Origin of the sequence: Leisingera methylohalidivorans DSM 14336 (assembly GCF_000511355.1) — a bacterium.
Lineage (GTDB): Bacteria > Pseudomonadota > Alphaproteobacteria > Rhodobacterales > Rhodobacteraceae > Leisingera > Leisingera methylohalidivorans.
This window is the reverse complement of the sequence record NC_023135.1, coordinates 4,030,217-4,056,240: the sequence shown is the minus strand read 5'-3', so window position 1 is coordinate 4,056,240 and position 26,024 is coordinate 4,030,217. Positions and strand designations below refer to the sequence as shown.

The following is a 26,024-nucleotide window of genomic DNA, read 5'->3' as shown; positions in this document are numbered from 1 at the left end:
TCTGTTACGCCTGTGTGACAGTGCCGCACCGATATCGGTGCGGCACTGGCCGGTTTCAAGGTCCGGCCTCAGGCTGCCGGTGGTTTTGTCGCTTGCATCGAGGGCCGCGATTCGAACCCTGCAAGCCACCCTGCCAGCGCTTCGTTGCCCTGACGCCAGCCCGCATCCGGATGGCGGTAGTCCACATAGCCCAGCGCGCAGGCGACCGCGATCTGGCCAATATCAAGCGGCCCCTGCAGATGGCTCATCCAGCGCGCATTCAGCGCGGCACAGCCGCCCAGCACCTTGCTGCGCTGCGCTTCAATCCAACCGTCCCACTGCTTATCCTCTGGGCGCAGCCGCCTTTCATAGGCCATCAGCACTGCCGCATCCATGATCCCGTCGGCGGTGGCTTCCAGCACCTTGCTGTCCCAGCCGCCGCCATAGAGCTTGCTGCCGGCCCGGTCGTCAAGATAGGCGCAGATCACCCGGCTGTCGTACAGCGCAGGTCCGTCATTGCGCTCCAGCGCCGGGATCTTGGCCAGGGGATTGCTGGCCTTCACTTCTGAGCTGGGGTTGAGAGGGGTGGTTGTGACATCCTGGATTTCAATATCATCCAACTGCCCGGTTTCATGCAGCAGCACCATAACCTTGCGGGCAAAAGGCGACGTCGGTGAATATGTTAGCTTCATGGAAAATCCTCCTTTGTTTTGCAGCAGACTACTGCAAGTCCAGCCGGGTGGAAGGGCCAATCACAGCCCTGTGCTATGCTGGGCCCGCGTCACCAGTGAAGGGAGGGACCCCAAATGATCATGCGGGTATTCCAGGTTGTCATCCGGCCCGGCAAGGAAGCCGAGTTCAGCAAGTTCTTCCATGAAACCGCCATTCCGTTGATGAAAGGCACCGCTGGCATCGTTTCCGTCCTGCCCGGCGCGCCGCGCGCCGAAACCCCGCGGGAGTTCAGCTTTGTGATGGTGTGGAATGACCTGGCATCGCTCAAGGCCTTTGCCGGCGAGGATTACACCAGTCCGCACATCGACCCCGCCGAGGCTGAACTGGTCGAGTCGCGCACCATAAGACACTATGATCTGGTGGAAACCTGACCTGCCCCGCAATTCCCGCTTGCAGGAATCTTCTCCGCTTGGCACAGTCCCGCCGTTCTCAGGGCGGGGCGGAATTCCCCACCGGCGGTAAGCGGGCCAAGCCCCGCAAGCCCGCGAGCGGCTTCCGGAAACCGGAAGTGTCAGCAGATCTGGTGCAACTCCAGAGCCGACGGTCACAGTCCGGATGGAAGAGAACGTGCGTCAGGACCGTTTCGGGCTGCCCAGCCCCGCGCGTGCCTGCCGTTCGTGATCGCCTTGGGTGACGTGTCAGAGCCAAAGGAGATTACGACATGACACACACCCGCTATGCCTTCATCAAGGCGCAATGGCACGCCGATATTGTGGACCGTGCGCTGGAAGGATTTCAGCAACTGATTCCGGCGGATCAGATTGATGTTTTCGATGTGCCCGGTGCCTTTGAAATGCCGCTGCTGGCGCAGGAACTGGCCAAAACCGGCAAATACGCCGCCGTGGCCTGCGCCGCCTTTGTGGTGGATGGCGGCATCTACCGGCATGATTTCGTGGCGCAAGCGGTGGTCGACGGCCTGATGCGCGCCGGAATGGACACCGGTGTGCCGGTGCTGTCGGTGTCGCTGACACCGCATCAGTATCAGGAAACCGAGCATCACAACGCGATCTACCGCGCGCATTTCGTGGACAAGGGCCGCGAAGCTGCCAATGCTGCACTGATGATCGGTAATACGCGGGCTGCGGTGCAGGCCGCTTAGCCCAAATACGCCTTTAGCGCGGGCGGCGGATTGTCCAGCAATTCCGCCGTCCCCTGCGGCGGATGCGCCTTGCCATCCGCCACAATCACCACTTGGCCCGCAATCCGGCGCGCGTCATTCGGGTCGTGGCTGACCATCAGCACGGTCGCCCCGCTTTCGCGCGCCAGTTCCGCCACCAGATCCAGCATCCCGGCCTTCAAAGCCGGGCCAAGTGCTGCAAAAGGTTCATCCAGCAGCAGAATATCGCGGCCCTGCACCAGCACCCGCGCCAGGGCCACCCGGCTTTGCTGCCCGCCGGACAGCGCCGCTGGTTTTCGCCCCCCCATGCCGCCAAGGCCAACCCGGATCAGCGCTGCGTCAATCGTTTGCCACTCCGCCTGATTGAGCCGCAGGTTCGCATGCAGCCCCAGGCCGACGTTCTGCGCCACGGTCAGATGCGGAAACAGATTGCCGTCCTGAAACAGCATGGCGACCGGCCGCTTGCCTGGCGCCCTGCTGGTCAGGTCCGAGCCGTTCCAGGAAATGCGCCCGCGGGTGACGGGCAGGAAGCCGGCCACCGCCTCCACCAGCGTGGACTTCCCGGCACCCGAAGGCCCGATCACCGCGACGCAGGCACCCGGCGCAATCTCCAGATCCGCCTCCACCGCATAGCCGCCGTTCATGATACGGCAATTCTCAAGCTTCAGCATGCCAGCGCCCTCCGCGGTCCAAAATCCAGAACGCCCCCATCGAGAGCACCAGCAAGAGGAGCGCTGCCCCTGCCGCCGCTTCCATCCGGTATGCCCCCATCAGCCGGTAGATTTGCAAGGGCAGAGTGGCGAAATCTGGATCGGCAAACAACGCCACCACACCCAGATCCCCCATCGACAGGGCCGCGGCCAAACCCGCGGCAAATCCGGTCTGTGCGCGCATCCGGGGCAGATAGACCCGGCGCACAAAGGCCCAGCCCTGCATATCCAGCGACAGCGACAACCGGCCATAGCGGCCCAGCACCTCCCGCGCCCGCGGGACCAGGATACGCATGGCAAAAGGCAGCGCCATCACCGCATTGACCAATGCGGTGACCGGCAGCGCCAGGGCAAAGGGGTCTGCAACCGGGTAGATCAGAATGAACAGCCCGGTACCGATCACCAAAGGGGAAGCCGCAAGGCCAAGTATGCCCGACAATTCGGTCAGGCTGTTCCGGCCAGCCGCAGTGGCAGCCGCCATTGGCAAAGCCAACCCCAAAAGGATCACAGTGCTGATTGCAGCCACCAGGATGGAATTTCCCGCGGCCCGCCATACCGTGCTGTTCAAATCAGCAAGGCCGGGCAGTCCAGACAGCACAATCGCTGCCAGCGGCAGCAACAGGAAACCGGCTGAAAGAGCGATCCAGGCGGCGTCAAGACAGCGCGCCGCAGCCCCCTGCCCGTCCCAGCGCCGCACCGCGCGGTCAAGGCCGGCGCCGAAACCTTCGCCTGCCGACACCCGCAGCGCCGCCAGTGCCGCAGCGCCGGTCAGCAGCAACTGCACCCCCGACAAAAGCGCGGCGCGGCCCAGATCGAAATCAAATCGGAATGCCTGGTAGATCGCGAGCTCGATCGTGGTCGCCCTGGGGCCGCCGCCAAGGGTCAGCGCAACCGCAAAGCTGGAAAGGCAGATGGCAAAAACGACAGCCAAAGCACCCGGCGCCACCCGCCTCAGCATGGGTCCTTCCAGCAACCGCCACATCGCCAACGGCCCGGCCTTCAATTGCGCTGCCAACCGGAAGCGTTCAGCCGGTATTTCCTGCCAGCCCTGCAGGATCAGCCGAGTGGCCAGCGGCAGATTGAAGAAGACATGCGCCAGGACCACCCCGTGCAGGCCGTAAATTTGCACCGGCTCCAGCCCGAGCAGGCCGAAAAAGCTGCTCAGCCAGCCAGCCCGGCCAAACACCGCCAGCAGGCCCAGAATGGCGACGATCACTGGCAGGATGAAGGGGGCGCCGAGCAGGGCAATCAGCAGAGCCCGCCCCGGAAACCGCCGCCGCGCCAGTGCGCGGGCCACGGGAACCGCCAGACCGACGCTCAGCAGCGCCGACAGGCTGGCCTGAGCGAGCGTGAACCGCAACGCCGCCCAGTCGCTGGCACCCAATCCGGTTCCGGCCTCGGCCCTGAGTGCCACAGCACCCAAGGTTCCCAAGATCAGCGCGACGACAAGCAGTGCCGCGCTGATTCCAGGAAAGGCGCTTACTGGCTGAGCGTGTCCAGCCATTCGCCCAGCGCCGCATCCCGCAATTCTGCCGCTTCAGTCTCGCTCAGCAGCAGCGATTTCTCCGGCGCGATCAGCGTCTCAAAACCCTCCGGCAGACCCGCTGCCGGTGTCACGGCAGGATACATCCAGTTGGTAGTCGGAATGATCGACTGAAAGGCGTCGGACACCATGAAGGCCAGGAACTGATCGGCCAGCTCAGGCTGATCGGTGTTTGCCAGCTTGCCCGCAACTTCGACCTGCATGTAATGGCCTTCGTCGAAAGCGGCTGCTGATTTGGAACCGTCTTCCTCGGCGATCAGGTGATAGGCGGGCGAGGTGGTGTAGGAGAGCACCATGTCGGCCTCGCCTTCGAGAAACATACCGTATGCCTCGGACCAGCCCTTGGTCACGGTCACGATGTTGTCTGACAGGCCCGTCCAGATTTCCGGCGCCTCGTCGCCATAAGCGGCCTTGACCCACATGAGCAAACCCAGACCGGGGGTTGATGAGCGCGGGTCCTGGATGACGATTTTTTTGTCGCTGGCGGCCAGTGCCCTGAAGTCCGCGGGCGCCGCTGCATCAGCGTTATGGACAAAGGCGAAATAGCCCCAGTCATACGGCACGAATGTCGCGTCGTTCCATTCGACCGGCAGCGCATATTCGGCACTGACCGCATGCTCGGCAAACAGGCCGGTTTGCTTGGCTGCGGCGGTCAGGTTGGTGTCGAGCCCCAGCACCACATCGGCGTCGGACCGTTCACCTTCCAGCTTCACCCGCGCCAAGAGCGCGGCGCCGTCGCCCGCACCGACCAGCTTCAAATCGCAGCCGCAGACCGCTTCGAACGCTTTTTCGACTGCCGGGCCGGGGCCCCAGTCGGAGACAAAGCTGTCGTATGTATAAACGGTGAGTTCGGGCGTTTCGGCAAAAGCTGCCGAGGCGCCAAGCAGTCCCGCTGCAAATGCAAGATGTTTCATGCCATCCTCCTTTGCGGCTTTGGGCAAGGGTGGAGGCTGTCCAGTACCTTCCCTCCGCCGGTGTGATCCGGTTCAGGTTCAACGGGTGTCATCTCAGCGCTGCCGCGCACCCCGAGGTCGCGCGGACCTTAGAGTTTAGTGCAAGGAAAGACAAGCAGAAGGCCCGTCTGACCTTGGTGTTCAGGGCGTCCGGACTGCCCTGCGGCACCCCAATAATAGGTCATCAATACTGACCAAATGTTTCGCGCGCGAAACATTTGGTGTGACTCGCTGTCCTTTCTGCCCTGTTAACCCTTGAGCCTGTGCGCGGCCTTGTTTGCAAGGGATGTTCGCGGGCGTCTGCTGACAGACAGCGCCGCTGCGGCAACGGATGCCCCTTGAGGCGTTGCGCCGGGACGGGTAAGCACGTCCCGCAAAGGAGACCGCGCTTCATGTCGATGAACAGCTTTGGACACCTCTTCCGTGTCACCACCTGGGGCGAAAGCCACGGGCCTGCGCTTGGCGCCACCGTGGACGGCTGTCCGCCGAATGTGCCGCTGGAACCGGAAATGCTGCAGCAGTGGCTCGACAAACGCCGTCCCGGCCAGAACAAGAACACCACCCAGCGGAATGAACCGGATGCGGTGAAGATCCTGTCCGGCGTGTTCGACGGCATGTCCACCGGCACGCCGATCCAGCTGATGATCGAAAACACCGACCAGCGGTCCAAGGATTACGGTGAAATTTCCCAGACCTTCCGTCCGGGCCATGCCGACATCACCTATTTCCAGAAATACGGCAACCGCGACTACCGCGGCGGCGGGCGGTCTTCGGCACGCGAAACCGCGGCGCGGGTTGCGGCCGGCGGTGTTGCACGTGAAGCAATCAAGGCGCTAGCGCCGGGGCTGGAGATCAAGGGCTATATGACCCGAATGGGTGAGCTGGAAATCGATCGCAGCCGGTTCGACTGGGACGCGATCGAACAGAATGATTTCTGGATCCCCGACGCTGGTGCGGTGCAGGAGTGGGAGGACTATCTGCAGTCCCTTCGCAAGGCGCATGACTCGGTTGGCGCTGTGGTTGAGGTTGTCGCCCGGGGTATCCCTGCAGGGATCGGCGCGCCGGTTTATGGCAAGCTTGACACCGACCTGGCGGCCGCAATGATGTCAATCAACGCTGTGAAGGGCGTGGAGATCGGCGAGGGCATGAATGCGGCCCGGCTCAAGGGTTCGGAAAACGCCGATGAGATCTTCATGGGAAAAAACGGTCCTGAGTATTCCTCCAACCACGCCGGCGGCATTCTGGGCGGGATTTCTACCGGGCAGGACGTGGTTGTGCGCTTTGCGGTGAAGCCGACATCGTCGATTCTCACCCCGCGCCAGTCGATCCGTAAGGACGGCTCGGCCGTGGAAGTCATCACCAAGGGCCGTCACGACCCCTGCGTCGGCATCCGCGCGGTGCCGGTGGCCGAAGCGATGATGGCTTGCGTGATTCTGGACCACCTGCTGCTGCATCGCGGCCAGATTGGCGAGAATCAGGGCCACATCGGCTGAAAACAGGCACTAAATAGGCTGAATGCCCGCATGCCTGCGCAGGCTAGTCGTGATTTGTGGCGCATTGGCTGTGATCGCCGAGCGCGGTCAGCACCTTGCAGCAGCCGCCGTTGCCGCCGTCGCAGAGGTGGCTGATCCGCTCCAGCTCCGAGGCCAGCTGTTCCAGTTTGCGGATGCGGTCGCGGATATTGGCAAGCTGGCTGCGGGCGATGCGGTCTGCCGCGGCGCAGTCGTCGCCCAGTTGGCCGTCCAGCCCCATCAGCAGCTTGATGTCCTCCAGTGAAAACCCAAGGTCGCGGGCGTGCTTGATGAACCCCAGCGCATCCATCCCGTCCTGCCCGTAACGCCGCTGGTTGCCGGCATTGCGGCCCGGCGATGGCAGCAGGCCGATTTCCTCGTAGTAGCGGATGGTGGGCACCTTCACGCCGGTGGCCTTGGACAGCTGGCCGATGGAAAACATCGCAAAACCTCTTGAAGCTCTAGTGACTAGAGCCCTTAGGTTGATCCCGAATCAGAATTGAGGACAAGTGAAATGGCAGGCTGCTGCAACCATGAAGCAAAATTCGACGGGGTATCTGCGGACTACAAACGCAGGCTTTGGCTGGTGATCGCCATCAACGCCGGGATGTTCGCGGTGGAAATGGGGGCTGGCCAGCTGTCCGGCAGCCAGGCGCTGAAAGCAGACGCGCTGGATTTTCTGGGCGACGCGCTGACCTATGGCATTTCTCTGGCGGTGATCGGGGCAACCCTGCGCACCCGGGCGCTGGCGGCACTGGGCAAGGGGATCAGCCTGTTGCTGATGGGGGCCTGGGTGTTCGGCTCCACGGTGTATCAGGTGTTTTATGTCGGTGTGCCGCAAGCGCATATCATGGGTGTAATCGGATTTATGGCGCTGGCGGCGAACTTGATTTCGGTGATGTTACTGGCGCGCTACAAGGACGGCGACGCCAATGTGCGCTCGGTCTGGCTGTGTTCGCGCAATGATGCGATCGGCAATGTCGCGGTGATGATTGCGGCGCTGGGAGTCTGGGGGACAGCCACTGGCTGGCCGGACCTGATTGTGGCGGGGATCATGGCCGGTCTATTCCTCAGTTCGGCCTTCCAGATCCTGGTGCAGGCGCTCCGCGAACGGCGCGAGGAAGAGGCCCACGCAGAGGCGCATCTGCAGTAGACGGCTGTGCCGCCTTCGGCACGGGTTGCACCCGCGGACACCGGTACTGGCCGTTGCCGCTTACCCAAACAGCCCTGCGCATTGGTCGCGCAGGGCTTTCTTTTGCACCTTGCCCATGGTGTTGCGCGGCAGGGCGTCCAGCAGAATGATTTCCTTGGGCTGCTTGAACTTGGCCAAGCGGCCGGCCAGCGACGCCATGATGGCCTCCGCGCTGGTCCCCTCATTTTCCAGCACCACAACAGCCACCACGGCCTCGCCAAAGTCGGGATGCGGAGCGCCGATCACCGCGCTTTCCAGCACGCCGGGCAGATCGTCGATCAGGCTCTCCACCTCCTTGGGATAGACGTTGAACCCGCCGGTGATGATCAGATCCTTCTCGCGGCCAACGATTGTTACATAGCCATCGGCGTCAATCCTGGCCAAGTCGCCGGTGATGAACCAGCCGTCCGCCTGCAGTTCCTCGGCGGTTTTCTCCGGCATCTGCCAATAGCCCTGGAACACGTTCGGCCCGCGCACTTCCAGACCCCCGATGTTTCCGGCCGGCACTTCGGTGCCGTCCTGCATCACCCGCGCTTCGACCCCGGGTAACGGGAAACCAACGGTGCCGGCCCTGCGCTCTCCGTTATAGGGGTTCGAGGTGCTCATATTGGTTTCGGTCATCCCGTAGCGTTCCAGAATGCGGTGGCCGGTGCGGGCCTCCCATTGCTCGTGGGTGTCTACCAGCAAAGGCGCGGAACCGGAAATGAACAGACGCATGTTCGCGGCCCGCTCTTTCGTAAGGCGCTCATCCGCCAGCAAGCGGGTGTAAAAGGTCGGCACCCCCATCAGCGCCGTGGCGGAGGGCATTGCCTGCAGGATCGCATCGGCATCGAACATAGGCAGGAACACCACCTGGGCCCCCGAAAACAGCGCCACATTGGTCGCCACAAACAGCCCGTGAGTGTGGAAAATCGGCAAGGCGTGGATCAGCACGTCTTCTTTGGTGAACTGCCAATAATCCCTAAGGGTCAGCGAGTTGGACGCCAGGTTTTCATGGCTCAGCATCGCGCCTTTGGAGCGGCCGGTGGTGCCGGAGGTGTAGAGGATCGCTGCCAGATCATCCGGTTCGCGGGCAACGGGGTCAAACCCGGGCTGCCCGTCCGCCAGATCGCGCAAAGATCCCTGCCCCGCCGCATCCAGCGTCAGAACCTGCGCCGCCCCGCAGATAGTGCGGATCTCCTTCAGCCGCGCGGGATCGCAGATCACGACGCGCGGCGTTGTGTCGCCCACGAAATAGGCCACCTCAGGCCCGGTGTAGGCAGTGTTCAAAGGCAGGAAGATGCCGCCGGCCATGACGGTGCCGAGGTACAGTTCGATCGCTTGAATGGTTTTCTGCACCTGCACTGCCACCCGGTCCCCGGGCCGCACGCCCTGCGCCGCCAATGCCGCCGCCATCCGCTCCGCACCCGCAAACAGCGCCCCGAAAGTGACCGTGCCGCCATCCGGCTGCCGGGCAAAAACATCATCGTCGCGCCCCAGCGACGACTGGCGCAGCAGGCGGATCAGGTGATTGGCATCATACATCGGCGGCTCCCGTCTAAACCGGCGCCATTTGCGCCTTCTCCCCGCCCGAAATCAAGCCATTGATCTTTGCGGCGCTTGGGCGCAGGGTCGCGCCATGGCAAACTCCTTAACATCGCATCGGCCTGCGCTGGCAGTCCTGTTGAAAGTAACCGCCATTGCGCTGTTCACTGCGCTGTCCGGGATCATCAAGGCAACATCTGAAACTGTGCCGGCAGGGGAAGCGGTGTTCTTTCGCTCCTTTTTTGCGATTCCGGTAATTGTCGCATGGCTGGCCGCGCGCGGCGAGCTGCGGCACGGGCTGATCACCACAAAGCCGATGTTTCACGTGTGGCGCGGGCTGGTCGGAACCTCGGCGATGGGGTTGACCTTTATGGGGCTGGCGCTGCTGCCGCTGCCGGAGGTCACCGCCATCGGCTATGCCACCCCGATTTTCACCCTGATCCTGGCGGCGCTGTTCCTCGGCGAAACCATCCGCCTGGTGCGGATCAGCGCCGTTGCGATTGGCCTGCTTGGCGTGCTGATCATGATCTGGCCGCGGCTGGGCGGCGATCTGGAGGATGGCGCTATGCTGGGCGTGCTGCTGGTGGTCGGCGCCACGGTGGCCCGCGGTTTTGTACAGATTCACATCCGCCGGATGGTGCAGTCGGAACACACCGCGGCGATCGTGTTCTATTTCTCACTGACCGCCTCGGGCCTGGCGCTGCTGACCGCACCCTTTGGCTGGGTGATCCCGGACCCGCAAACAACCGCGCTGCTGATCAGCGCCGGGCTGGTCGGCGGGGTGGCACAGATCCTAGTTACCTCTTCTTATCGCTTTGCGCCTGCGTCGATGCTGGCGCCCTATGACTATGCCTCTATGATTTTTGCAATCGTCATTGGCTATGTCTGGTTCGAGGAATGGCCGACGCTGGTGATGCTGGCCGGGGCAGCGCTGGTCATTTCCGGCAATGTTCTGGTGATCTGGCGCGAACACCGGCTGGGCCTGCAGCGCGGCAAGGCCAAGCCGATGATCGACCCCAAGGGCGGATAACAGGCTCTAACTGGACCAGATGCCGGAAATCATCGCGCCAAGCGCCACAAGGTGGATCAGCATGATCGCCCGGTCGTTCCACAGCACGCCAACCAGGAACCAACCCGTGAGACCAGCCAGGAACAGATAGATGTTCCAGGGGTGCAAGCCCCACGCGGTGGCAGAGTATCCAAGGATCTGCACGATGGACGCGGCCCATTTCAGAACAAATGCCGGGTTGAGCGTGGTTGCTTTTGGCAAGGCCTGAGCGTCAGACGGCACGGGTCAGCCCCCCGTCGACGCGTATGTTCTGGCCAGTTGTGTAAGCGGCTTCTTCCGAGGCCAGATAAGCAATCAGCGCAGAAATCTCACGCGAGGTGCCGTATCGGCCCATAGGAATGCGGGCTTTGCGGTCCTCGGTTTCGGGCAGGCTGTCGATGAAACCCGGCAGCACGTTGTTCATCCGCACGCCCCGGGCCGCGAATTTGTCCGCAAAAAGCTTGGTAAAGCTCGCCAGCCCGGCCCGGAACACGCCGGACGTGGGGAAAAGCGGATCCGGCTCAAACGCTGCAAACGTCGAGATGTTGATGATCGAGCCTTGCCCCTGCGCTGCCATGATCGGGGCCGCCAGCCGGACCGGTCGGATCACGTTCATCAGGTAGTATTCCATCCCCAGATGCCAGTCGTCATCGCTGATTTCCATAATGTCGCCCTTGGGCCCGTGACCTGCGGAATTGACCAGAACGTCGATCCGTCCCCAGCGGTCCATCGCCTTGTCCACCAGCGCCTGCAGGACCTTTTGCCCAAGGTTAGAGCCGGTATGCCCCACCCCGCCCAGTTCCTGCGCCAGGGCCTCGCCCTTGCCAGAGGAAGAGAGAATGGCAACCTCATACCCCAGTTCGTGAAGATGGCGGGCGGCCTCGGCGCCCATGCCGCTGCCTGCGGCGGTGAAGAGAGCAACTTTGGTCATGTCCATACTCCTTTGCTTGTTCTCAAGATGGAGGTTGGCGGCGCGCTTGACCAATCATGTCTCATCGCGCGAGACTGCAGAAAAACTACTGCCTTGGATCTGATGCGCTTGCCCAACCTCAACGCCCTGCGGATGTTTGACGCTGCTGCCCGCCACCTGAACTTCGGCCGTGCGGCCGAGGAGCTGCATCTGACCCAAGGTGCCGTTGCCCAGCAGGTGCGCAGGCTGGAGGCGGATCTGGGACATAAGCTGTTCCACCGCCATGCACGCGGGCTGACGCTGACGGATACCGGGCGCAGTTACCACGCGCCGGTGAGTCAGGCTCTGACGCTGGTTCGCGACGCGACGGACAAGCTGTCGCCGGCGGTGCAGCGGGTGATACTGTCAGTGCCGCCTTCCTTTGCGTCAAAATGGCTGGTGCCGCGGCTGCCGGAGTTCGAAGCAACGCATCCGGATATTGAATTGCGGGTGGTGGCCGAGGAAAGCCTGACTGATTTCAAACGCGATGGGATCGGCATTGCTATCCGTCAGGGCCGCAAGCCGCAGGAGAGAGGTTTGAATTCCGCCCTTCTTTCGCTTGTCGATCTGGTCGCCGTGGGACGGCCGGATATGGCTCTGACTTTGGGAAAAACTCCAGATCTCGCTGACTTGGCGCAGTACACGTTGATCCAGGACGGGCACCGGCATTGGGATCTGCTGCTGCGTCACGAGGGGCTTAGTGCAACCGGACGGGTCCTGCAATTCAACCAGACCGCTCTGGCGATGGATGCGGCCATCAACGGCCAGGGCATCGCACTGGTGCCGCGGATATTTCTTGGCAGTCAGCCGCTGGAGGTCCTGTGGCAAGCACCCCGTCTGGGGGACCAGGGATTTTATGTGCTGTGGCCTAGCGCAAAAGGCCGGGCCAAGGCAGTGGTGGACTGGCTGCTGCGCCAGTAGGGCTCTGGCAAAGGCAGCCGCGTGCTGCTGCCGGCAGGCTGCAGACGACATACCGACCTGTTTGCGGAACACCCGTGAACAGGCCGCCTCGGACGCTTAGCCGGCAATTTCCGCGGCATCGGCCACTGTCAGCCCCTGTTCCGTCAACCCCTGGCCGGCGATCTGCAGCCGCCGGCCGGTCAGGTATTGCATCGGTGTCACCTCCATCTTGGCGGCAAACTCCTGAGCGAAGGCAGTGTGCGACATGCATCTCTGATCCGATTATCCGCAGGGTCGCCTCAATCCAGGCTCCGGCCTCCTTGCCATGGTTCTTGATCACAATGAAGGGCGGCAGCGGGTCGATCAGCATATGCCCGGTGCCGCGCTGACCCGGCATGCCCGCGAACGAAAAATGGCCGCAGATCAGCTGCGTATCGCGCCCTTGGCCTGCACCGCCGTAAACCAGCACCCCGCCACCGTCATAACCTGCCTCTTCACGCGGCGGCTTGGCTGTCTCGCACTGCATGGTCAGTCACGGACATCCGGCCGGTCCTCCCGGCCGCGGTTGCTCATCAACCGGCTCAGGGCCAGAATGCCGGCGGCGAGCAGCGCCAGCAGCACCGCATGAACATAATAGCCTAGCCCCGAGGCCATGCCGACACCCCCGGCCGCCCAAAGGCTGGCCGCCGTCGCCATCCCTCCGACCCGCTCATCGCCATGTATGATCGCACCGGCGCCTAGAAAGCCTATCGCTCCGACAATCCCCTGCATGATGCGAGTCGGGTCAGTTCCCATTTCAAGGGTCTGCGCCTCCATCGCCAATTCCATGGTGATCAAGGTAAAACCCGCCGCCCCAAGCGAGACAATCATATAGGTCCGCATGCCCACCTTGCGATGCCGCAGTTCCCGGTCGAGGCCCAACAGCGCCCCGGCAGCAGCAGCGCAGATCAGGCGCAGACACAGCTCCCAATAGCTCACATAAGCAATACTCAGGTCCATCGCGTTCCCGTTCCTCCGTGGCGGGCAGCAGCACGCAGCGAGCCCCGGAATGATTTTTCATCAATATGCCCGACTATGGCACAGTACCGGAATGAGTGCAGAAAAATGGCTTTGGCCGCTATGAACCGTGAAAGGCAGTCCGGCGCCGCAAAGAAAAAACCCCGCACGCAGGCGGGGTTTTCCGTGCCGTATTGGCGTGCGCTTACGCGCGGACCAGTTTTTCGTAGTCCTCAGCGATCTCACGGGTCAGCGCGCCGACCTCGAATTTGTAGGGTCCGATCTCGCCAACCGGTGTAACTTCGGCGGCGGTGCCAGTCAGCCAGCACTGCTCGAAGCCTTCCATTTCCTCCGGCTTGATACGGCGCTCATGCACAGTGATGCCCTTGTCTTTCAGCATCTGGATCACGGTCTGGCGGGTGATGCCATTGAGGAAGCAATCCGCCAGCGGGGTGTGCACCTCGCCATCCTTCACGAAGAAAATGTTGGCGCCGGTCGCCTCGGCCACATACCCGCGCCAGTCCATGAACAGCGCGTCCGAGCAGCCCTGCGCGGTCGCTTTGTGCTTGGATATGGTGCAGATCATGTAAAGGCCTGCCGCCTTGGCATGGACCGGGATGGTCTCCGGCGACGGGCGTTTCCATTCGGCAATCGCCAGCTTGGCGCCCTGCATTTTGGCGTCGCCATAGTAGGCGCCCCAGCCCCAGACCGCGATTGCCATCCGCACCGGGTTGGCAGCCGAGGCCACGCCCATATCATCACCGGACCCGCGCCAGACCAGCGCCCGCACATAGGCATCCTGCAGGCCGGAAGCCTTCAGCGCCTCATCCTTGGCCGCCTCGATCTGATCGACCGTGTAAGGCATCGGCATGTCCAGCGCCTCGGCCGATGCGATCAGGCGTTCGGAATGCTCGCGGCTCTTGAAGATCTTGCCGTTATAGGCGCGCTCGCCTTCGAACACGGAGGAGGCATAATGCATGGCATGGGTCAGAATATGCACCTTGGCATCCCGCCACTCGACCAATTCCCCATCCATCCAGATAACACCGTCGCGGTCGTCATAACCTGCCATGCCGCACCCTCCTAAAACTCTGCGGGATTTCCATTTATTGCGCTAGTTGTGACCGAACCGGACACAATCTTGCGTCAAAGCTGAGATTCGATACATCTTCACCCTTGGAATGTCAACAACACTGACATAAACTGGCCGGCAATACAGACGAGGGGGCACCGAATGCCTGAAGGCCGGACAGGGCAGGGATACGGCGGCGAAAGCCTGCTGTTTCTGACGGATGAGCAGCTGCGCCAGGGGATCGAGGCAATGTTTTTTGCCTACCGCGGCTTTACGGCCGATCCGGACCGGATTCTGGCAGAATTGTCCTATGGCCGGGCGCATCACAGGGCGGTCCACTTTATCAACCGTTCGCCCGGCACGACAGTGAACAACCTTCTCAGCATACTGGGTGTCACCAAACAATCGCTGAACCGGGTGCTGCGCACATTGATCGGCGACGGCCTGGTGATCAGCAAGGTGGGTGAGCTGGATAAGCGCGAGCGGCATCTGTACCTGACCGATCAGGGCGCGGCTCTGGAGGCCACGCTGTCGGATGCCCAGCGCTCCCGGATGCGCGCCGCCTTCAAGGATGCAGGCCCCGAGGCAGTACAAGGCTTCAAGAAAGTGCTTGAGGCAATGATGGATGCGGATATGCGCCGTGCCTATGCCAAGCTGCGGGATTGAGCCACATGAGCATGAATGACGCCCATCTGCTGATCGTCGACGACGACGAGCGCATCCGCAGCCTTCTGAAAAAATTTCTGATGCGGTCCGGCTTTCTGGTAACGGCAGCGCGGGATGCGGCCCATGCCCGGCGGGTGCTGGCGGGGCTGGATTTTGACCTGATCGTCATGGATGTGATGATGCCCGGCGAGGACGGTATCTCGCTGACTAAATCGCTGCGTGAGACCATGGCCACACCGATCCTGCTGCTGACTGCCAAGGGCGAAACCGAAGACCGCATCGCTGGCCTGGAGGCCGGTGCAGATGACTACCTGCCCAAACCCTTTGAGCCGAAGGAGCTGCTGCTGCGGGTGAACGCGATCCTGCGGCGGATGCCGGACACGGTGGCACAGGAAAGCGCCCTCAAAGTGCTGCACCTGGGCGCCATCCGCTATGACATTGAACGCGGCGAGATGTGGCAGGGCGACGAGCTGATCCGCCTCACCGGCACCGAAAGCCAGCTGATGAAGATCTTCTCGGCCCAACCCGGCGAGCCAGTGTCCCGCACCAAGCTGGTCGAAGATCTGGGCCGCGACCGCGGTCAGGCGCAGGAACGCGCGGTGGACGTGCAGATCACCCGCCTGCGCCGCAAGATCGAGCCGAACCCGAAACAGCCGCAATATCTGCAGACGGTGCGCGGCGCGGGCTATATGCTGGCACCCGACTAGGACCCGGCCGGCCATTTCCTCATGTCCGAAACATCCCGGGGTCCGGAGCAGAGCTCTGGGATTCCCCTTGCAGCACAGCGCCGCCGCCCCCTAGGGTCGCGCCAAGACCCGCTGCAGGAGGAAACCGCCATGACCACCGCCCTGATCACCCATGCCGACTGCCTGAACCACATCACCCCTGACGGTCATCCGGAACAGGTCGCACGGCTGGAGCACATCCTGCACGCGCTGGACCCCTTGGAGCTGAAACGCGTCACCGCGCCGATGGCCGCCGAAGACGATATTCTGCGCATCCACCCGGCGTCCTACCTCTCGGACTTGCGTAAAGCCTCCCCTGCGGAGGGCTGGGCACAGATAGACGGCGACACGTTCATGTCCCCCGGATCTCTGGATGCGGCCTTCCGCGCAGCGGGCGCGGCGGTGCGCGGTGTCGATATGGTGCTGGGCGGCGAGGTGCAGAACGCTTTTGCCGCCGTGCGCCCGCCGGGACACCACGCGGAGACCGGTACTGCCATGGGATTCTGCCTGTTCGGCAATGCCGCGCTGGCCGCCAAACACGCGCTGGACCATCACGGCCTCAGCCGGGTCGCGGTGGTGGATTTCGACGTGCACCACGGCAACGGCACCCAGGATCTCTTGTGGGACGAACCGCGCGCTCTGGTGATCACCAGCCAGCAGATGCCGCTCTGGCCCGGCTCCGGCCGCCCGGATGAGGACGGCGCCCATGGCACTATCCTGAACATGCCGCTGGCGCCGGGCTCCGGCCGGGCGGAGATGCAGGCGGCCTATGAGGGTCAGGCCTTCCCGCGCCTGCGCGCGTTCAAACCGGAGCTGATCCTCATCTCGGCCGGCTTTGACGCCCACCAGGACGATCCCCTTGCCAGCCTCAACTGGGCCACAGCCGATTTCGCCTGGATCACCGCCGAGCTTTGCAAACTCGCCAGTGATCTCTGCCAGGGCCGTATCGTCTCGACTTTGGAAGGCGGATATGATCTGAACGCGCTGGCCGCCGCAACGCGCGCGCATGTGGAAGAATTGATAAAGGCACCGGCATGACTGAGACCCCCGTAGACCAGATGAGCTTTGAACAGGCGATGCGCGAGCTGGAAGGTGTGGTGGACCAGCTTGAGCGCGGGGACGTGGCGCTGGATGCCTCGATCGACCTCTATACCCGGGGCGCCGCGCTGAAGAAGCGCTGCGAGGACGAGCTGAAACGCGCCGAGGAAAAGGTCGCCGCCATCACGCTGGACGCGAACGGCACTCCCAAGGGCACCCAGCCGCTGGACGCCGGCTAAGCGATGACCGCCGCAGCAGACACCCAAACGCGCCCCTTTGCACAAGCGCTGAAGGACGCACAGGCCCGCATCGCCGCACATATGGAACTGCGGCTGGCGGGCCGTGACGAGCTGCACGCCGCCATGCGCTACGCCGTCACCGGCGGCAAGATGCTGCGCGGATTTCTGGTACTGGAAAGCGCCAGTCTGCATGGGGTTTCAATGGAGGCCGCAATCGAGGCAGCCCTCGCCATCGAATGCATCCATGCCTACTCGCTGGTGCATGACGACTTGCCCTGCATGGACGACGATGATCTGCGCCGCGGCCAGCCCACCGTGCACCGCAAATGGGACGAGTCAATGGCGGTGCTGGCAGGCGACAGCCTGCAAAGCTTTGCCTTTGAACTGCTGGCGGACCGCAAGGTTGGCCCCCATGCGCTGACCCTGATCCGCGGCCTGGCGCAAGCTTCCGGCAAGGACGGCATGGTCTCGGGCCAGATGCTGGATATTGCAGCGGAAACCGCGGCCGGGCCACTGACGCTGGAGCAGATCACCCGGCTGCAGGGCCGCAAGACCGGCTGCCTGATCGAATGGTCCGCCTCCGCCGGCGCTGTGCTGGCGGGCGACGACACGGCACCGCTACGGCAATACGCACGCGCCCTGGGCCTTGCTTTCCAGATCGCAGACGACATTTTGGATGTCGAGGGTGATGCCGCCAAGGTCGGCAAGGCCGTGCGCAAGGATGCCGACGCCGGCAAGGCAACCTTTGTCTCGTTGCTGGGCCTGACAGAAGCCAAAGCACGTGCAAGGGAACTGTGCGAGGAGGCCTGTGCCGCCCTTTCCCCCTATGGCGCGGCCGCCGGAACCTTGAAGGAAGCCGCGCGCTTCGTTATTGCGCGCGACAGCTAACCCCGTGCCACGCCCCGGCATCCTGCCTGGCGCAGCCCAAGGAGACATCATGTCCGACCGGCCGAACACTCCGCTTTTGGACCAGATCGCGCGCCCCGCGGATCTGAAGGGTCTGTCTGACACACAGTTGGCTCAGGTCGCCCACGAGCTGCGGCAGGAAACCATTGCGGCGGTTTCTGTCACCGGTGGCCATCTGGGCGCGGGTCTCGGTGTGGTCGAGCTGACCACTGCATTGCACGCCGTCTTTGACACCCCGCGGGACAAGGTGATCTGGGACGTCTCCCACCAGTGCTATCCGCATAAGATCCTGACCGGGCGCCGCGACCGCATCCGCACCCTGCGCATGAAGGACGGTCTCAGCGGTTTCACCAAACGTTCCGAATCCTCATATGACCCCTTTGGCGCCGCCCACAGTTCCACCTCGATCAGCGCCGCGCTGGGTTTTGCAGTAGCACGCGACCTCGGCGGCGTGATCCCCGAGGGCATCGGCGACGCCATCGCGGTGATCGGCGACGGGTCAATGTCGGCAGGCATGGCGTTTGAAGCGATGAACAACGCAGGCCATCTGGGCAAGCGGCTGATCGTCATCCTGAACGACAACGAGATGTCGATTGCACCGCCGGTGGGCGCGCTGTCCTCCTATTTGTCGCGGCTCTATGCGGGCGAGCCTTTCCAGGAGCTGAAAGCCGCCGCCAAAGGTGCGGTCTCGCTGCTGCCCGAGCCCTTCCGCGAAGGTGCTAAACGCGCAAAGGATATGCTTAAGGGCATGGCCGTCGGCGGCACAATGTTCGAGGCACTCGGCTTCTCCTACCTTGGACCAATCGACGGCCACGACATGGACCAGCTGCTGCCTGTGCTGCGCACGGTCAAAGCCCGCGCCACTGGCCCGATTCTGGTCCATGTCCTCACCAAAAAGGGCAAAGGCTACGCCCCGGCGGAAGCCGCTCGCGACAAAGGCCACGCTACCGCCAAATTCGACATGGTGACGGGTGAGCAGACAAAAGCGCCCTCCAACGCGCCTTCCTACACTTCGGTCTTCGGCAATGAACTGGTGAAGCTGGCCGCCAAGGACGACAAGATCTGCGCCGTTACTGCGGCCATGCCCGACGGCACCGGGCTGAACCTGATGGCAGAGCGCTACCCCTCGCGCACCTTCGACGTCGGTATTGCCGAACAGCACGGCGTGACCTTTGCCGCGGCGCTGGCAGCCGGCGGCATGAAGCCGTTCTGCGCGATGTATTCCACTTTCCTGCAGCGCGGTTACGACCAGGTGGTGCACGATGTGGCGATCCAACGCTTGCCGGTCCGCTTTGCCATCGACCGCGCCGGGCTGGTAGGTGCGGATGGCGCCACCCATGCCGGCAGCTTCGACATCGGTTTCATGGCCAACTTGCCGGGCATGGTGGTGATGGCCGCCGCCGACGAGGCTGAACTGGCCCGTATGGTCGCCACTGCCGCCGCCCATGACGACGGCCCCATCGCCTTCCGCTATCCGCGCGGCGAAGGCGAAGGCGTCGAGATGCCGGAGACCCCCGAAGTGCTGAAAATCGGCAAGGGGCGGATGATCCAGCAGGGCAAACGCGTCGCGCTGCTGTCCTTTGGCACACGCCTGGGTGAAGTCAAAAATGCTGCCGAGGCGCTCGCCGCCAAGGGCATCACCCCCTCAATCGCTGACGCCCGATTTGCGAAACCTCTGGACCGGGACCTGATCCTGCAGCTGGCTGCAGACCACGAGGCGTTGATCACCATCGAGGAAGGTGCGGTGGGCGGCTTCGGATCCCATGTGGCGCAGCTTCTGGCCGAGGAAGGCGTTTTTGACAGCGGCCTCAAGTTCCGCTCGATGGTTCTGCCTGATACCTTCATCGACCAGGCCAGCCCCGCGGACATGTATGAGACTGCAGCGATGAACGCACCGCAGATCGAAGCCAAAGTGCTGCAAGTGCTGGGCGTCGCAACGATTGGCGAAAAGCGGGCTTAACTTATCCCTGCACCAATCCTGGGCGGCCGCAAATGCGCCTATCCGATTTGGCAGCGGCAAACCGCCGGATTGACGGGCCGGCAGGCGCCGGCCGGGACATTGGCGCCCCGGCAATCTGCTTCAAACGCCCGGCGGCTCCGCAGGCGGCACGAAACTCTCCATATCCTCGGCTTCCAGCACCGCCCGCAACCCCTCGCGGTAGGTGGGATAGAGCAGTTCCACCCCCAGCTCAGCTTTGATTCGACGGTTCCGGACCCGCTTGTTCTCGCCGTAAAAACTGCGCGCCATCGGCGTCATGCCCGCCTCGTCAAAGGGCACTTCGGCCGGCACCGGCAAGCCCAGCAGCTCCGCCGCATAACCCAGCACATCCTGCGGCGGGGCCGGGTCGTTGTCGCAGACATTGTAAATGCCACCGGGCTCGGGCCTCGCGATGGAGGCCGCCAGCACCTGGGCGATGTCCTCGACGTGGATGCGGGAAAATACCTGCCCCGGCTTTATGATCCGCCGCGCTTTACCTGCCATCAGCTTGGCAAAGGGACCGCGGCCGGGGCCGTAGATCCCGGCCAGGCGGAAGATATGCAGCGGTAACTCCGGGATTGCCTGCCATTGTGCTTCTGCCTTGGCCCGCCAGTAGCCGCGCTGACTGGAGGGAGCGACCGGCGTGTCTTCATCCACCCAGGCGCCGTCGTGATGGCCATAGACCGCCGTTGTGGACAGATAGCCAACCCACTCCAGATCAGTGGCAGCGGTGATCTGATCACCCAGCGCAGCAAGCACCGGATCGCCCTCTGCGTTCGGCCCGATCGAGTTCAGAATGTGGGTTACACCATCCAGCGGCACGTCCTGCCCGGGCCAGGTGATCATCTCCACACCATCGGCCGCCACAGTCTCGCGGGAGGTGCCTATGACCCGCCATCCCTGCGCCAGGAGGCGCGGCGCAAGCGCCCGCGCGGTATAGCCAAATCCAAGACAAAGCAGTGTTTTCCTCATGGCTCCTAGATGCGTTGGCCGGACCCGGGGCGCAAGGGTTGATTCGAATCCCGATCCGCCTTTTCATGGCGTTCATGGACAAACAGAAGCCGGGACTTTCAGACGCCTATGCCGTGCAGACGCCTGCCGATTCCAAACGCCTTTACGGCGACTGGGCCAGCACATACGATCAGGATTTCGCCGCCAGGCAGGGATATCTTCTGCCCGGGTTGACGGCCAAGGCTTTTGCCGCCGCCGGGGGAATGGGTCCGGTGCTGGACGCGGGCGCTGGCACCGGCCTCTGCGGCCAGGCGCTGCAGCTGCTTGGAGTCGGCCCCATCGACGCCACCGACTTGAGCGCCGCCATGCTGGCCGAAGCCTTGCGCAAGGACGTCTACCGCGACGTGATCGAGGCCGATCTTCTGGAAGGTATCCCAGTGCCGCGCAACAGCTATCGCGGCGTAGTGTCGTCCGGCACTTTCACCCATGGCCACCTCGGCCCCGAGGTTCTGCCCGCCTTGTTGCGGGTGGCCGCACCTGATGCCTGGTTTGCGCTGTCTGTGAATGCCAGATTCTACAAAAAGGCGGGGTTTGCTGAAGCCTTCGACCGGCTGCTGCGCGGGCAATGGATCAAGGGTCTGACTCTGCCTGAACTGTGCATCTATGGCCCAGGAGCATCGGGCGCACACAAGGACGACACCGCCCTGATTGCGCTGTTTCAAAAGGTATAGCGCTCCTGTGCCATTTCGCCTTTGAACGGGCGGAGCCCCAAACGCCGCGCAAAGCGCGGCATTTGGGTGCAACTGAGCCGGGACAACTTCAGGTATTCCAGAAGCAGGCGGGGGCGCCCGCGCTTTTGCGCGGCATCTGCGATGCCATCCGCAGCCTTAGGCCTGGCAGCGCAGCTGACGGCGCGCTGCGTCAGCGCCCCTTCCAGACCGGATCGCGCTTTTCAGCAAAGGCGCGGGCGCCTTCCAGATTGTCCTCGGACCCATAGAGAACATCCACCGTCGGCAGCTGCCGCCGGGTGATCCGGTTCATGGCGTCCTGGAATTTAGAATCCTCAGCGTCGCGCACCACCTCCTTGATCGCAGCATAGACCAGCGGCGGACCGGAGGCGAGCAGCCGCGCCAGCTCCCAGACCCGGTCCATCAGCTGATCCGCCGCCACGATCTCATTCACCAGACCCCAGCGGTTCGCCTCTTCAGCATCAAACCATCGGCCCGTAAGCAGCAGCTCCATCGCAATGTGATAAGGAATACGCTTGGGCAACTTCACACTCGCCGCATCCGCGACGGTGCCGGAGCGGATTTCCGGCAATGCAAAGGTGGCGTGACCGGCAGCGACGATCAAATCCGCCGACAGCGCCAGCTCGAGCCCGCCGCCGCAAGCGATTCCATTCACAGCGGCAATCACCGGCTTGTTCATATCGCGCAGCTCCTGCAGCCCGCCAAATCCGCCGACGCCGTAGTCGCCGTCCACAGCATCCCCGTCAGCTGCGGCTTTCAGATCCCAGCCAGGGCAGAAGAATTTCTCTCCGCCACCGGTCAGGATCGCGACCCGCAGTTCCGGATCATCCCGGAAATCACGGAACACCTCACCCATGACCCGGCTGGTCTGAAGGTCGATGGCATTGGCCTTAGGCCGGTCCAAGGTCACTTCCAGAATGGCGCCGTCGCGGCGGGTTTTCACGGGGCTCTCGATCATCTCAATTCCTCCTGGCACGGGCAGTGCCGTTCATGTTTGCGGCCGAAGCCTTAGTATTTCCGCCTCATCAGCGCGTCTGCCGCAACGGCGTCAGACGGCGTGCAGAGAAGCGGGTTGATTTCGATCTCTTCCAGACCCAGTGCGTTTTCCGTCACATAGGCCTCCACCGCACGGATCGCCCGCAGAACTGCTTCACGGTCCGCCGCCGGGGCGCCCCGGTAGCCATCCAGCAGCCTGGAGATTCGCAGAGCGTTGAGCGCCGCGTTGATCTCCGCATCCGAAGCCGGCAGCAGGAAGGAGGCGCTGTCCTCCATCAGCTCGGTCAGAGTGCCGCCTGCGGCCAGCGTCATGACAAAGCCATGCGCCGGGTCCTTGACCACACCGATCAGCAGTTCCGCAACTGCACCAATGACCATTTCTTCAACGAGGAACCGCGATGCCGGCATGTTGAAGGCCGCATCGCTTACCTCCTGACCAGTTGTCAAATTCAGCGCGACCGCACCGGCTTCTGTCTTATGGGCAACGCCCTCGCCTTTCAGAACAACGGGGAAGCCGACATCCACCGCCACCGCCCGCGCATTGGTCGCCGAGGCAGCGCGTTTCGAGCGCGGTATACGCAACCCATAATCCGCAAGCTGCCGTTTGGCTTCCGCTTCGGGCACCAAATCGGGTTCCACCACGGGCGTCGGCAGCAGCAACGGCGCCGGGGCTGGCAGCTGCGGCAGGCTCGCGGCCTCACATGCCGAAATCGCCTCACTGAGTCCGCAAAAGGGGACCACACCCGCTGCCATCAGCCGGGCCGCTACATCCTCGGGCATCAGCTCCGGTAAAGTCGCCACCAAACCGACATTGGCGCCGGTCCGCTCGCGCGAGCCAATGGCCGCCTGAATGGCGCATTCCCAGTCGGATGCATCACAGCGGTCTTCGCGCGGGAAATCCACGATCAGCATCGTCATTGCCAGCTGCGGGTCCATCATCGCGGAAAACGCCCGGGTCATCGCCTCGGCATCCCGCCAGATATAGGTGTGGTAGTCGAGCGGATTCGCCAGGGCCACCATCGGCCCAAGCGCCTCACGCAGGTCGGTCTTCTGCCGTTCGCTCAGCGCCGGGAACTCGACATTGCGCGCATGTCCGGTATCTGCGGCCAGGCTTGCTTCGCCCCCTGAGCAGCTGATGGTTGCAATCCGGTTCGAAGGCAGCCGACCCGTCACATGCAGTAGTTTCAGCGTCTCCAGAAAGGACGGCAGATCATCCAGACGCGGGATGCCGAGGCGGGAGAGCAAAGCCCCGGCCCCCGCGTCACCGCCTGCAAGCGAGGCGGTATGAGAAACAGTTGCGGCCCGGGCCTCGGCTGATTTGCCCACCTTCAGCGCCACCACCGGCTTTCCCAGTTCACGGGCGCGTGCTGCCAAAGCCTCCAGCGCGCGCAAATCTCCGAACCCTTCAATGTGCAAGCCAAGTGCGGTGACACGGTCATCTTCCAGCAGGGCTTCGCCAATCGCGGCGATGCCGGATTGCGCCTGATTGCCTGCGGTCACCGCATAGGCCAGGGGCAGCCCGCGTTTCTGCATGGTCAGGTTGATGGCAATGTTGGAGCTTTGGGTGACCAGCGCCACGCCTTTCTCCACCCGCGCGCCCCCATGCTGGTCCGGCCACAACAGCGCACCGTCCAGATAATTGATGAAACCATAGCAGTTGGGGCCGAGAAAGGGCATTTCCCCTGCCGCGTCCAGGAGGAGCGCCTGCAGATCTGCGCCTTCCGCATCCTCTGCAGCAGCCTCCAGGAAACCGGAGGCAAAGCACACCGCGCCACCAGCGCCGCGTGCCGACAACGCCCGCACCACCTCAATGGTGGCAAAGCGGTTCACCCCGATGAAGGCAGCATCGGGCGCCTCCGGCAGGCTGTCCACATCCTTGAAGGCAGGCAGGGCCGCGACCTCGTCTGCCTTGGGGTGAACGGGCCAGATGGTGCCCTCAAAACCCATCTTCTGGCATTGCTCGATCACCAGACGGCACCATGCGCCGCCGCCAATCACAGCAATGGATTTTGGGCGGAAAAGCCTGTTTAGAGACTGCATTTGATCTTATTCACCGGTCTTGCCACGGTCCAGATGGCCGAGGTCTTGTTCAGGATTGATCCGGTCGCGCACGCGGGTCTTCAGCTCTTTCACATCAGGAAAGCCGCCGTCCTGTTTGCGTTCCCAGATCAGCTCCTTATCAACATGGATCTCAAAGATCCCGCCTAAATCTCCAGGAACCAGAGTTACCCCGCCCAACTGATCCTGGAAGGTTTGCAGCAGCTCCTGCGCCATCCAGCCCGCCCGCAACAGCCAGTTGCAGCCGATGCAATAAGTAATTGTGACGGTGGGTTTCCCGGATGGGGTCATGGATCAGCCTCCGACGGCGCGCAGCATCTCGCGGCTGATGATGTGCCGCTGGATTTCACTGGTGCCTTCCCAGATACGCTCGACCCGCGCGTCCCGCCAGATGCGTTCCAGCGGCAGTTCGTCCATCAGGCCCATGCCGCCGTGAATCTGGATCGCCTCATCCGCGACCATGGCCAGCATTTCGGTCGCTTTCAGCTTGGCCATCGACATGTCGCTTTCGGTGACAGTGCCTTGATCAAACTTCCAACCGGCTTCCCAGGTCAGAAGATTCGCCGCCTTTAACTCCAATGCCATATCGGCGAGTTTGAAGGAGATGCCCTGGAACTTGCCGATCTGCTGACCGAACTGCTTGCGCTCGGCGGCGTATTCAACCGAATGCCGCAACGCGCGTTCCGCCCGGCCCAGGCAAGTGGCGGCCACCTGCAGCCGGGTGGCGCCCAGCCAGGTGTTGGCAACCTCGAACCCCTTGTCGACTTCACCCAGAATCGCGGAGGACGGCAGGCGGCAGTCGTCGAACTCCAGCACCGCGTTGGTGTAGCCGCGGTGGCTGACATTGCCGTAACCGTCGCGCACCTCGAAGCCCGGCGTGCCCTTGTCGACAAAGAACGCGGTGATCTTTTTCTTCGGCCCGCGCGGGGTATCTTCAACGCCGGTCGCCATGAAGCAGATGGCAAAATCGGCAATATCGGCGTGGCTGATGAAATGCTTGGTGCCGTTCAGGATCCAGTCACCGCCGTCCTTGCGCGCCGTCGCCTTCATGCCGCGCAGATCCGATCCTGCATCCGGCTCGGTCATTGCCAGGCAATCCCATTTCTCACCCTTCATGCAAGGGAACAGGTACTTTTCCTTCTGCTCCTCCGTACCCGCCAGCAGAATGTTCGACGGCCGCGCCACCCCGGTCCAGTGCAGCGCGTAATTTGCGCGGCCCAGTTCCTTTTCATACAGCAGCCAGGTCAGAGTATCGAGGCCGGCGCCGCCGGCTTCCTCAGGCATATTGGCCGCATAGAGGCCCGCTTCCATCGCTTTCTTCTGCACATCGCGGATCACGTCCATATCCAAATGGCCGCTGCGCTCGATCTCCGCCTCATGCGGATACAGCTCCTTTTCCACAAAGGCGCGGGTGGTCTCGACGATCATCGATTGTTCTTCGGTCATCCCGAACTGCATGGCGGTCTTCCTTTGCAAATCTGTTGCGGATCAG

The 26,024-nt window shown here is 63.0% G+C and carries 29 protein-coding genes, 1 pseudogene and 2 riboswitches; of the genes and pseudogenes, 13 read left to right on the top strand and 17 right to left on the bottom strand.

Annotated features, from left to right (window positions below; genetic code table 11):
* Positions 1–68: 68 nt before the first annotated feature.
* Complete coding sequence (locus tag METH_RS19700) at positions 69–671, bottom strand: glutathione S-transferase (protein ID WP_024092235.1); 603 nt, start codon at positions 669–671, stop codon at positions 69–71.
* A 114-nt stretch (positions 672–785) separates the two neighbouring features.
* Between METH_RS19700 and METH_RS19695 the strand changes: the two genes are divergently transcribed.
* Both METH_RS19695 and METH_RS19690 read left to right on the top strand, forming a co-directional pair.
* Entirely contained in the window at positions 786–1,082 is a 297-nt protein-coding gene (locus METH_RS19695) for a hypothetical protein (protein WP_024092234.1), read from the top strand.
* A gap of 50 nt (positions 1,083–1,132) precedes the next feature.
* A riboswitch (FMN riboswitch) is annotated at positions 1,133–1,282 on the top strand.
* 90 nt (positions 1,283–1,372) lie between these two features.
* Positions 1,373–1,810, top strand: a complete 438-nt coding sequence (locus METH_RS19690; protein WP_024092233.1) for a 6,7-dimethyl-8-ribityllumazine synthase — start codon at positions 1,373–1,375, stop codon at positions 1,808–1,810.
* Here METH_RS19690 and METH_RS19685 read toward each other — a convergent pair.
* Genes METH_RS19685 through thiB form a run of 3 tightly spaced genes read right to left on the bottom strand, consistent with a single transcriptional unit; the run spans position 1,807 to position 4,995 of the window.
* Positions 1,807–2,499: a thiamine ABC transporter ATP-binding protein gene (locus tag METH_RS19685; protein ID WP_024092337.1), complete on the bottom strand. Its 693-nt coding sequence runs from the start codon at positions 2,497–2,499 to the stop codon at positions 1,807–1,809. The genes METH_RS19690 and METH_RS19685 overlap by 4 nt on opposite strands.
* Positions 2,486–4,042, bottom strand: a complete 1,557-nt coding sequence (locus tag METH_RS19680) for a thiamine/thiamine pyrophosphate ABC transporter permease ThiP (RefSeq protein ID WP_024092232.1) — start codon at positions 4,040–4,042, stop codon at positions 2,486–2,488. The genes METH_RS19685 and METH_RS19680 overlap by 14 nt, the downstream gene beginning before the upstream one ends.
* A complete protein-coding gene (gene thiB, locus METH_RS19675; RefSeq protein WP_024092231.1) occupies positions 4,018–4,995 on the bottom strand; it encodes a thiamine ABC transporter substrate binding subunit in 978 nt (325 codons plus the stop codon). The genes METH_RS19680 and thiB overlap by 25 nt, the downstream gene beginning before the upstream one ends.
* Before the next feature lie 32 nt (positions 4,996–5,027).
* A riboswitch (TPP riboswitch) is annotated at positions 5,028–5,119 on the bottom strand.
* A gap of 307 nt (positions 5,120–5,426) precedes the next feature.
* On the opposite strand from thiB, the gene aroC reads away from it, so the two are divergent.
* Positions 5,427–6,527 carry a chorismate synthase gene (gene aroC, locus METH_RS19665; RefSeq protein ID WP_024092230.1) on the top strand — a complete coding sequence of 367 codons (1,101 nt, stop codon included), beginning with the start codon at positions 5,427–5,429 and terminating at the stop codon, positions 6,525–6,527.
* Between the two features lie 43 nt (positions 6,528–6,570).
* On the opposite strand, the gene METH_RS19660 is transcribed toward aroC, so the two are convergent.
* Positions 6,571–6,987: a MerR family transcriptional regulator gene (locus METH_RS19660; RefSeq protein WP_024092229.1), complete on the bottom strand. Its 417-nt coding sequence runs from the start codon at positions 6,985–6,987 to the stop codon at positions 6,571–6,573.
* Positions 6,988–7,059: 72 nt separating this feature from the next.
* Here METH_RS19660 and METH_RS19655 point away from each other — a divergent pair, with 72 nt between their 5' ends.
* Positions 7,060–7,698: a cation efflux transmembrane domain-containing protein gene (locus METH_RS19655; RefSeq protein ID WP_024092228.1), complete on the top strand. Its 639-nt coding sequence runs from the start codon at positions 7,060–7,062 to the stop codon at positions 7,696–7,698.
* Positions 7,699–7,758: 60 nt separating this feature from the next.
* Here the strand turns inward: METH_RS19655 and METH_RS19650 are convergent, their stop codons facing one another.
* Positions 7,759–9,261, bottom strand: coding sequence for a malonate--CoA ligase (locus METH_RS19650; RefSeq protein WP_024092227.1), 1,503 nt, complete (start codon positions 9,259–9,261; stop codon positions 7,759–7,761).
* A gap of 94 nt (positions 9,262–9,355) precedes the next feature.
* Between METH_RS19650 and METH_RS19645 the strand changes: the two genes are divergently transcribed.
* Positions 9,356–10,291, top strand: coding sequence for a DMT family transporter (locus tag METH_RS19645; protein ID WP_024092226.1), 936 nt, complete (start codon positions 9,356–9,358; stop codon positions 10,289–10,291).
* Positions 10,292–10,297: 6 nt separating this feature from the next.
* Here METH_RS19645 and METH_RS19640 read toward each other — a convergent pair whose 3' ends face one another.
* Positions 10,298–10,552 (bottom strand): DUF6552 family protein, encoded by a 255-nt coding sequence (locus METH_RS19640; RefSeq protein ID WP_024092225.1) that lies wholly within the window; start codon positions 10,550–10,552, stop codon positions 10,298–10,300.
* Positions 10,542–11,246, bottom strand: a complete 705-nt coding sequence (locus METH_RS19635; RefSeq protein WP_024092224.1) for an SDR family oxidoreductase — start codon at positions 11,244–11,246, stop codon at positions 10,542–10,544. The genes METH_RS19640 and METH_RS19635 overlap by 11 nt, the downstream gene beginning before the upstream one ends.
* Before the next feature lie 96 nt (positions 11,247–11,342).
* On the opposite strand from METH_RS19635, the gene METH_RS19630 reads away from it, so the two are divergent.
* The gene (locus METH_RS19630; protein WP_044008761.1) at positions 11,343–12,179 is read left to right on the top strand and encodes a LysR substrate-binding domain-containing protein; all 837 of its coding nucleotides are present in this window, start codon (positions 11,343–11,345) and stop codon (positions 12,177–12,179) included.
* 96 nt (positions 12,180–12,275) lie between these two features.
* On the opposite strand, the gene METH_RS25005 is transcribed toward METH_RS19630, so the two are convergent.
* The 4 genes and pseudogenes from METH_RS25005 to METH_RS19615 form a co-directional block, all read right to left on the bottom strand.
* A complete protein-coding gene (locus METH_RS25005; RefSeq protein ID WP_024092222.1) occupies positions 12,276–12,425 on the bottom strand; it encodes a helix-turn-helix transcriptional regulator in 150 nt (49 codons plus the stop codon).
* A 49-nt stretch (positions 12,426–12,474) separates the two neighbouring features.
* Positions 12,475–12,684 (bottom strand): annotated as a pseudogene (locus METH_RS25000) (AraC family transcriptional regulator); the annotation flags it as partial.
* Positions 12,685–12,686: 2 nt separating this feature from the next.
* A complete protein-coding gene (locus tag METH_RS19620; protein ID WP_024092221.1) occupies positions 12,687–13,157 on the bottom strand; it encodes an MgtC/SapB family protein in 471 nt (156 codons plus the stop codon).
* A 202-nt stretch (positions 13,158–13,359) separates the two neighbouring features.
* Positions 13,360–14,226 (bottom strand): branched-chain amino acid aminotransferase, encoded by an 867-nt coding sequence (locus METH_RS19615; protein ID WP_024092220.1) that lies wholly within the window; start codon positions 14,224–14,226, stop codon positions 13,360–13,362.
* 162 nt (positions 14,227–14,388) lie between these two features.
* On the opposite strand from METH_RS19615, the gene METH_RS19610 reads away from it, so the two are divergent.
* The 6 genes from METH_RS19610 (at position 14,389) to dxs (ending at position 19,760) form a co-directional block, all read left to right on the top strand.
* Positions 14,389–14,892, top strand: coding sequence for a MarR family winged helix-turn-helix transcriptional regulator (locus tag METH_RS19610; protein ID WP_024092219.1), 504 nt, complete (start codon positions 14,389–14,391; stop codon positions 14,890–14,892).
* Positions 14,893–14,897: 5 nt separating this feature from the next.
* Positions 14,898–15,599, top strand: a complete 702-nt coding sequence (locus METH_RS19605; RefSeq protein ID WP_024092218.1) for a response regulator — start codon at positions 14,898–14,900, stop codon at positions 15,597–15,599.
* Positions 15,600–15,728: 129 nt separating this feature from the next.
* Positions 15,729–16,655: a histone deacetylase family protein gene (locus METH_RS19600; protein WP_024092217.1), complete on the top strand. Its 927-nt coding sequence runs from the start codon at positions 15,729–15,731 to the stop codon at positions 16,653–16,655.
* On the top strand, positions 16,652–16,894 hold the full coding sequence (locus METH_RS19595; protein ID WP_008554789.1) for an exodeoxyribonuclease VII small subunit: 243 nt from the start codon (positions 16,652–16,654) through the stop codon (positions 16,892–16,894). The genes METH_RS19600 and METH_RS19595 overlap by 4 nt, the downstream gene beginning before the upstream one ends.
* Before the next feature lie 3 nt (positions 16,895–16,897).
* Positions 16,898–17,782 (top strand): polyprenyl synthetase family protein, encoded by an 885-nt coding sequence (locus METH_RS19590; RefSeq protein ID WP_024092216.1) that lies wholly within the window; start codon positions 16,898–16,900, stop codon positions 17,780–17,782.
* Positions 17,783–17,831: 49 nt separating this feature from the next.
* Entirely contained in the window at positions 17,832–19,760 is a 1,929-nt protein-coding gene (gene dxs, locus METH_RS19585) for a 1-deoxy-D-xylulose-5-phosphate synthase (RefSeq protein WP_024092215.1), read from the top strand.
* Between the two features lie 120 nt (positions 19,761–19,880).
* On the opposite strand, the gene METH_RS19580 is transcribed toward dxs, so the two are convergent.
* Positions 19,881–20,750: an SDR family oxidoreductase gene (locus METH_RS19580; RefSeq protein ID WP_024092214.1), complete on the bottom strand. Its 870-nt coding sequence runs from the start codon at positions 20,748–20,750 to the stop codon at positions 19,881–19,883.
* A 74-nt stretch (positions 20,751–20,824) separates the two neighbouring features.
* Here METH_RS19580 and METH_RS19575 point away from each other — a divergent pair, with 74 nt between their 5' ends.
* Positions 20,825–21,460 (top strand): class I SAM-dependent DNA methyltransferase, encoded by a 636-nt coding sequence (locus METH_RS19575; RefSeq protein ID WP_024092213.1) that lies wholly within the window; start codon positions 20,825–20,827, stop codon positions 21,458–21,460.
* A 190-nt stretch (positions 21,461–21,650) separates the two neighbouring features.
* On the opposite strand, the gene METH_RS19570 is transcribed toward METH_RS19575, so the two are convergent.
* Genes METH_RS19570 through METH_RS19555 form a run of 4 tightly spaced genes read right to left on the bottom strand, consistent with a single transcriptional unit; the run spans position 21,651 to position 25,990 of the window.
* Positions 21,651–22,436, bottom strand: coding sequence for a carnitinyl-CoA dehydratase (locus METH_RS19570; RefSeq protein ID WP_024092212.1), 786 nt, complete (start codon positions 22,434–22,436; stop codon positions 21,651–21,653).
* Positions 22,437–22,486: 50 nt separating this feature from the next.
* Positions 22,487–24,514 (bottom strand): acetate--CoA ligase family protein, encoded by a 2,028-nt coding sequence (locus METH_RS19565; protein ID WP_024092211.1) that lies wholly within the window; start codon positions 24,512–24,514, stop codon positions 22,487–22,489.
* A 6-nt stretch (positions 24,515–24,520) separates the two neighbouring features.
* Positions 24,521–24,823: an Rdx family protein gene (locus METH_RS19560; RefSeq protein WP_024092210.1), complete on the bottom strand. Its 303-nt coding sequence runs from the start codon at positions 24,821–24,823 to the stop codon at positions 24,521–24,523.
* A 3-nt stretch (positions 24,824–24,826) separates the two neighbouring features.
* Complete coding sequence (locus METH_RS19555; protein WP_024092209.1) at positions 24,827–25,990, bottom strand: acyl-CoA dehydrogenase family protein; 1,164 nt, start codon at positions 25,988–25,990, stop codon at positions 24,827–24,829.
* Positions 25,991–26,024: the final 34 nt, after the last annotated feature.